7 protein-coding genes are annotated in these 6,682 nt (G+C 55.7%); 4 read left to right on the plus strand and 3 right to left on the minus strand.

Annotated features, from left to right (window positions below; all coding sequences use genetic code 11):
* The first annotated feature begins 121 nt into the window (after window positions 1-121).
* The gene (locus C4885_RS14955; RefSeq protein WP_114001103.1) at window positions 122-562 is read left to right on the plus strand and encodes a DUF523 domain-containing protein; all 441 of its coding nucleotides are present in this window, start codon (window positions 122-124) and stop codon (window positions 560-562) included.
* Window positions 563-599: 37 nt separating this feature from the next.
* A complete protein-coding gene (locus tag C4885_RS14960) occupies window positions 600-1,472 on the plus strand; it encodes a patatin family protein (protein WP_114001104.1) in 873 nt (290 codons plus the stop codon).
* Window positions 1,473-1,700: 228 nt separating this feature from the next.
* On the opposite strand, the gene C4885_RS14965 is transcribed toward C4885_RS14960, so the two are convergent.
* The 3 genes from C4885_RS14965 to C4885_RS14975 are packed head-to-tail and all read right to left on the minus strand — an operon-like array spanning window position 1,701 to window position 4,162.
* Window positions 1,701-2,576 (minus strand): SPFH domain-containing protein, encoded by an 876-nt coding sequence (locus C4885_RS14965; RefSeq protein ID WP_114001105.1) that lies wholly within the window; start codon window positions 2,574-2,576, stop codon window positions 1,701-1,703.
* 43 nt (window positions 2,577-2,619) lie between these two features.
* Window positions 2,620-3,087, minus strand: coding sequence for an NfeD family protein (locus C4885_RS14970; RefSeq protein WP_158538924.1), 468 nt, complete (start codon window positions 3,085-3,087; stop codon window positions 2,620-2,622).
* Between the two features lie 28 nt (window positions 3,088-3,115).
* Window positions 3,116-4,162, minus strand: coding sequence for an SH3 domain-containing protein (locus C4885_RS14975; RefSeq protein ID WP_158538925.1), 1,047 nt, complete (start codon window positions 4,160-4,162; stop codon window positions 3,116-3,118).
* A gap of 339 nt (window positions 4,163-4,501) precedes the next feature.
* Between C4885_RS14975 and C4885_RS14980 the strand changes: the two genes are divergently transcribed.
* Together C4885_RS14980 and C4885_RS14985 are read left to right on the plus strand one after the other, a co-directional pair.
* Complete coding sequence (locus C4885_RS14980) at window positions 4,502-5,578, plus strand: 6-phosphofructokinase (protein ID WP_114001108.1); 1,077 nt, start codon at window positions 4,502-4,504, stop codon at window positions 5,576-5,578.
* Between the two features lie 413 nt (window positions 5,579-5,991).
* The gene (locus C4885_RS14985; RefSeq protein ID WP_114001109.1) at window positions 5,992-6,519 is read left to right on the plus strand and encodes a hypothetical protein; all 528 of its coding nucleotides are present in this window, start codon (window positions 5,992-5,994) and stop codon (window positions 6,517-6,519) included.
* Window positions 6,520-6,682 lie beyond the last annotated feature (163 nt).

Here is a 6,682-nt window from a genome sequence, read left to right on the forward strand (position 1 = left end):
TTATCTGCGCTTTTGGCTTAGCATCTGCCGCACCTCGCTCGCCGTATCGGCACTTAGAATTATGCGGTATTGCCTTATATTCTAAACATCCCGCAATTTTCATCTGAAAGTGGTGTCCGGCATGAAAGTTCTCATCAGCACCTGCCTGCTTGGCGTTGCGTGCAAATATTCCGGCGGCGATAACGCCCGCCCGGCCCTGGTAGCGGCTTTGCAGGCTGCCGGGCATGAGCTGGTGCCCGTCTGCCCCGAAGTGTACGGCGGCTTACCCACACCGCGCACGCCTGCGGAGCGCATCGGTTCCCGCGTGGTGACGGCTGCCGGGGCCGACGTGACCGCCCAGTACCGCAAAGGTGCCGAAATTGCCCTGCAGCTGGCAAGGTTGACGGGCTGCCGGGTAGCCGTGCTGAAAGCCAACAGCCCCAGCTGCGGCCACGGCACGATTTATGACGGCACTTTCAGCGGCAAAAAAATTCCCGGCAGCGGTGTAGCCGCCGAGCTGCTGGAACAAAACGGAATTGCCGTTTATACGGACGAGGACTGTGCCGCGGCACTGCCCTTCTAACGATCACGAATCACGATGATACGAGGTGAATGAAGATATGGCAACAAATACACCATTCGGCCAGCGCCTTGGCCTTGTGCTGGAAGGCGGTGCCATGCGCGGCATTTACACCGCCGGTGTGCTGGATGTTTTCCTGGAAGCCGGTATCATGCCGGACGTTGTGGTGGGGGTTTCGGCCGGTGCGCTGCACGGGTGCAGCTATGTAGCCGGGCAAAAAGGGCGCAACATCCGCTATTACCGCAAATACCGCAGTGATAAGCACTTTATGGGCCTGTATTCCCTGCTGACCACCGGCGATGTGGTGGGCACCAAGTTCTGCTATGAGGATATCCCCTTGCGGTTGGACCCCTTTAACGAAGCTGCTTTTGAAAAAGCCCCCGTTGATTTTTATGTCACCGTAACCAATGTGCGCACCGGCAAGCCGGAGTATATCCTGTGCGACGAGCTGAAAGTTGGCAGCAAGATGGATGTGATTCGCGCGGGAGCGTCCATGCCGCTGTGCTCCAAAATGGTGGAGTGGAACGGCAATCTCTATCTGGATGGCGGCGTGAGCGACAGCATCCCCTATGCCAAAATGAAAGATTTCGGCTGCCGCAAAAGCATTGTAGTGCTGACCCAGCCCGCCGGATACCTGAAACAGCCCGCCGCCATGGCCCCGTTTGAAGCTATGTACCGCAAGTATCCCGCCTTTGTGGAGGCCATGCGCGGCCGCGACCAGATGTACAACACCGAAGTGTGCGCTGTAGAACAGGCCGCCAAACAGGGCGATGTTTTTTTGATTCGCCCCAGCAAGTTACTGCATGTTGGCCGTATGGAACACGATATCGAAGTTCTGAATGCACAATATGAGCTCGGCCGCCAGGATGCCCGAAACCAGATGGATGCGATGAGGGAATGGATAGAGAGGTAGGAGTTAGGAGTTTTTTGGGCCGCAGATGCCAAAAAGTTCTGTCTGAATATTAAAACAAAAATGTAGGGAACGGTCTTGACCGTTCCGTTGCCTTGAAACCGTATCCCATTATGGGTAATAATTTCAGGGTTTCGGAACGGTCAAAACCGTTCCCTACAATTATTTTATAGGCTTGCGGCGGACATTCAAACCGCCGTTTAACTCCTACTTCCTAACTCCTAATTGAGCTTAGCTTTCCTTAATCGCTGCCACGGTTGCGGCGAGGTTTTGCATTTCGGAGGGGACGATGATCTTGGTGGCCTGGCCGTCAGCCACTTTTTCCATAGCTTCCATGCTGCGCAGGGCAAGCATGTTCTGGCTGGGGGCGGCTTCGTTGATCAGGCGGATAGAGTCCGCTTTGGCTTTCTGCACCATCAGCAGGGCCTGGGCTTCGCCTTCAGCTTCCCGGATGCGCTGCTGCTTTACGGCTTCGGCGCGCAGGATGGCGCTTTCCTTTTCGCCTTCGGCGCGGGTGATGGCTGCCTGCTTTTCACCTTCCGCCAGCAGGATGGAAGCGCGCTTTTCACGGTCGGCCTTCATCTGCTTTTCCATGGCCTGGCGGATCTCTGCCGGGGGCTCAATATTTTTCAGCTCCACGCGGTTTACCTTAATGCCCCAGCGGTCGGTCGCTTCGTCCAGGCTGGCGGTGATCTTGGTGTTGATCAGATCGCGGCTGGTCAGCGTTTCGTCCAGGGACATAGAACCGATGATATCGCGCAGCGTGGTAGCAGAAAGGTTCTCGATGGCCTGGATGGGGCGGTTGACACCGTAAGCAAACAGCTTGGCATCAAACACCTGGAAGAACACAACGGTATCGATCATCATGGTAACGTTGTCGCGGGTGATAACGGGCTGCGGGGGGAAGTCTGCGGCTTCTTCTTTCAAGCTGACCTTGCGGGACACACGCTCCACAAAGGGAGTGCGCAGGTGCAGGCCGGCACCCCAGGTATCCTTATACACGCCAAGCCACTCGGTAACATAGGCGTTGGACTGGGGCACAATGACAATGCAGCGGGCGATGCCGATCAGCACAAGGACCAGCAGGATAGCAATAACCAGTAACATTAGGGGCCTCCTCAAACAATACGGGGCACTTTGGCAGGCTGCCTTAGTGCAGTTGTTCTGCGGGCTGTGCCGCAGCCGGTACGGGAACAGCGGATACGATCAGTACCGCGCCGTCCACGTTTTTTACTTCGCAGCGTGCATCTTTTGGCAGCGGAGTGCCGTCCACCGTGCGGGCCTGCCAATCCAGCCCATCCACACGTACGCGGCCGATATCCCCCTGCGGGATTTCCCGCAGAACAATGCCGCGGCTGCCGATGGTAAGCGGCGAACCGTTGGTAATGGGCGGCTGGCGCATGGTGCGGCGCTTTGCCAGCAGCGGCAGCATAACGGTCAGCGTTACGGCGGACACCACAGCAAACACGGCGCACTGAACGCCCAGCGATGCGGTAAAGATACTGGCCACCATGGCTGCCGCTGCACCAACGGCAAACCAAATGGAAACCAGCGCCGTGGTAGCAGCTTCCGCAATGGCAAACACCACAATGGTTGCTGCCCAAAACAGAAATGTCATCTTGACACCTCCTGATTGGTTAATTTTTTTACTGCGGGATCCCGCACGCCCACAGGTAGTAGCCGCGCAGGTTATCACCAAACTTTTCCCACAGTTCGGGGTGTTCATCCCGGTAAGTATATACGTTAAAGCTGGCGCGGCCCTGGCGGCCCTCCGCCATACCATAGTTCACAAAGTGCTGCAGGTAGGCGTTGGCATCATTGCCAAACGCGGCGCGCAGATCAGCGTTCTGGCTGCGGTAATAGCTGTAGTCGTACACGTTGGAATAATCATGGCCGCCGTACCAGCTGGTACCGGAAGTACTGCCGGAAGAACTGCCGCCCTTGCCGCCGTTGGCGGTGGGCAGGCCGTTGATCAGGCTGTTGGAAATGTAACCGGTGGTATCGCCCCAGGTCACGCAGGACCAGCCGTTGGCATAGCTGTGTACCGTAACGGTAAAGCCCGCGGGAACGGCGGTCAGCACCTCATAGCTGGTGGCGGGGCCGCTGCGCAGGTTGGCGTCGCTGTTCAGGGTGCAGGTCACATCCGCACCCTCGTAGCGGCCGCTGGTGGAGTTGCTGGCCGTGGAGGTACCGCCGTTGGCGGCAGGCAGGCCGTTGAGCAGCTTGGTTGCAATGTAGCCGGAAACATCCCCCCAGGTCACACTGGCCCAGCCATCCTGGTAGCTGTCCACACTGACGGTAAAGCCTGCGGGCACAACGCCCAGCACGCCAAAGTCCGTACCGGGGCCGCGGCGGATGTTCGCATCGCTTTTAACGGTGCAGTTGACGGCGCTGCCGCGCCAGGACGGTGCCTGCGTGGTGGCGGCGCTGCCGCTGAGATACTTGGTTGCCACCCAGCCCGCATTTTTGCCGCTGGTCACATAAGCCCAGCCATTGCCGTCATCGGGGGTAACAACATTCACGGTTGCGCCGTTACTCAATACCGTCACCACATTATAATTGATGCCGGGGCCCTGGCGCATATTCAGGCCGCTTTGGGCGGTTACTTTGGCGCTGCCTTCTGCCATCGCCACGGTTGCACCAAAACATGCCGCAACCAGCAGAGCTGCCAAAAACGTCACACGCTTTTTCATATCTATATCTCCTTGTTGCAAGGTGATCTGCGGACCAAAAGAGAAGGTACTCTTTTGCAGTTTCATTATACCATATGCCTGCATCAAACACAAGAAACGCTTTATCTTTGAGATTTTTTTGTTAAACATGTAAAAATCCGGCATCTGCACCCTCTCTGCCCGGTTTTGGAATAGTTACAAAAATTTTCCCTCTGCTCCTCCCCCGCACCGCATTGACAAAACCGCCTGCGTGGCGTATTGTAAAAGATAGAATATGCAAATTGTATGCACATTGCCCGGCATTGTGCAGCAATGCGGTACGCGTGCCGCCAGCGGCACCGGCCTGACAGGGAGGTTTCTATGAAGATGCGTGTTGGTATTTTGACATCCGGCGGTGACTGCCCCGGCCTGAACGCAACCATCCGCGGCGTGGCCAAAGCGCTGTATCAGCGCATGGGCGACAAGGTGGAGATCATTGGCATTCTGAACGGTTATGACGGCCTGATCAACGGCAACTACCGCGTCATGGCACCGGATGAGTTTTCCGGCATTTTGACGGTAGGCGGCACGATTCTTGGCACCAAGCGCACCCCGTTCAAGATGATGCGCGTTGTGGGCGATGACAAGGTGGACAAGGTTGCCGCCATGAAAAAGACCTACAAGGACGCCAAGCTGGACTGCCTGCTCTGCCTGGGCGGCAACGGCACCCACAAAACGGCAAACCTGCTCAGCCAGGAGGGTCTGAACATCATCGGCCTGCCCAAAACGATCGACAATGATATTTTTGGCACCGATGTTACTTTCGGTTTCCATACCGCTGTGGACATTGCCACTGACGTTATTGACCGCATCCACACCACTGCGGGCAGCCACAGCCGTGTAATGTGCATTGAGGTCATGGGCAACAAGGCCGGCTGGCTGACGCTGTATTCCGGCATTGCAGGCGGTGCGGACATCATCCTGATTCCGGAGCACCCCTATGACATCAAGAAGGTGGCCGAAGCTGTTATGCGCCGCCAGAAGGCCGGCAAGAACTTCTCCATCCTGGCGGTTGCCGAAGGTGCGCTTTCCACCGAGGAATCCAAGATGAAGCGCAAAGAATGGACCGCCAAGCGCGCCGCTGCCGGTTACACCACCGCCACCAACCGCATTGCCAAGCAGGTGGAGGAGCTGACCGGTGCCGAGACCCGCATCTGTGTGCCGGGCCATATGCAGCGCGGCGGCAGCCCCAGCGCCTATGACCGCGTGCTGGCCACCCAGTTTGGCACCTATGCCGCACGCCTGGTGGCGGATGACCATTTTGGCGTGACCGTTGCCATGGTGAACAACCACGTTACCGCCAACCCGCTGGTAGACATCGCCGGCAAGACCCGCGGCGTGCCCGATGACTGCGATATGCTCAACGTTGCCCGCTCCATGGGCATCAGCCTGGGCTGAGTTTTGTTACGGGGGTTGTTGTTCCTTCTTTGAAAAGAAGGAACTTTAAAATAATAAATTACAGATAGAATATAAACAAGGCCCACTGCACGGGATTATGGCGTGCAGTGGGTCTTTTCGTTTTGGATAGCACTCAAAATTGTTTTGTAGGGAACGGTCTTGACCGTTCCCTACAAATTGGGCGGGGTTTTCGCTTTTCACAGAAAGGTCGCCCCTCATCCGCCGGAACTATTTGCTGCATCGGTCTTTTTATATATTTTGCTGTATTCCGTCAAGGGAATATTATTCAGATTTTTTATTGACATACAGCAGGTGGTATGCTAGCATCTATATAGTAACTGTTTCTTTTACTTGTTGCGTCCGTTTCTGTATGTTTTATTTACTGCTTTACATGGGAAAGGTGGTCATTTGCCATGGAAAAATCTCACAAAATTTATAATCTGATCTTTGACTTTCTGCTGGCGGCGGGGGTATGTTTTTACAACGATCTGCGCTTTATGCGGTTCTGGTTCCTTGGCGGGCAGCTGTACCACAGTGTCGGGTTTGCGAACTACCGCTTCGGGCTTGTGGGCAAGGAGGTCTGCTGGGATTTTTCGCCGCTGAACATTCTGCATTGCCTGCAGGGGTATGACCCGCACGCTTACCTCAAGTTCCTCTGCTTTTTCTGCATCGGTATTTTGATGTTTTTCCGGTTTGTGTTCCGGGCACCAAAGCTTCTTCCGCGGTTGTTTGCGCGGCTGTTCTGTTTCAGCGCCGGGTATATTGCAGTCGTTGAGCTGTACAATCTGCTTTTCACCGCCGCCGGAGCTGTTTTTCTGGATATCAGCAACTGGTTTCTCTACCTCACCGGCGCATGGTCTGCTATTGCCATCCTGACCCTGCTGCTGGTTGCCAGCAAAAAGTTCCGTCCCGCTCCCCTACTTTCTACTCCATCCCTTTAATCGAATAAAACCAAAAGCCGCGGCCCTGCATCAAACGCAAAGCCGTGGCTTTTTCCTACAATTTCTAATTACTCATTCCTAATTGCTAAGGCAATACCGCATAATTCTAAGTGCCGATACGGCGAGCGAGGTGCGGCAGATGCTAAGCCAAAAGCGCAGATAA

This window comes from Subdoligranulum sp. APC924/74 (assembly GCF_003324125.1).
In the GTDB taxonomy this organism is placed as follows: domain Bacteria; phylum Bacillota; class Clostridia; order Oscillospirales; family Ruminococcaceae; genus Gemmiger; species Gemmiger qucibialis.

What these genes read in the sequence shown, in the direction of transcription:
- C4885_RS14955 (WP_114001103.1), top strand. Translation starts at nt 122, where the DNA reads ATGAAAGTTCTCATCAGCACCTGCCTGCTTGGCGTTGCGTGCAAATAT.
- C4885_RS14960 (WP_114001104.1), top strand. Translation starts at nt 600, where the DNA reads ATGGCAACAAATACACCATTCGGCCAGCGCCTTGGCCTTGTGCTGGAA.
- C4885_RS14965 (WP_114001105.1), bottom strand. Translation starts at nt 2,576, where the DNA reads ATGTTACTGGTTATTGCTATCCTGCTGGTCCTTGTGCTGATCGGCATC.
- C4885_RS14970 (WP_158538924.1), bottom strand. Translation starts at nt 3,087, where the DNA reads ATGACATTTCTGTTTTGGGCAGCAACCATTGTGGTGTTTGCCATTGCG.
- C4885_RS14975 (WP_158538925.1), bottom strand. Translation starts at nt 4,162, where the DNA reads ATGAAAAAGCGTGTGACGTTTTTGGCAGCTCTGCTGGTTGCGGCATGT.
- C4885_RS14980 (WP_114001108.1), top strand. Translation starts at nt 4,502, where the DNA reads ATGAAGATGCGTGTTGGTATTTTGACATCCGGCGGTGACTGCCCCGGC.
- C4885_RS14985 (WP_114001109.1), top strand. Translation starts at nt 5,992, where the DNA reads ATGGAAAAATCTCACAAAATTTATAATCTGATCTTTGACTTTCTGCTG.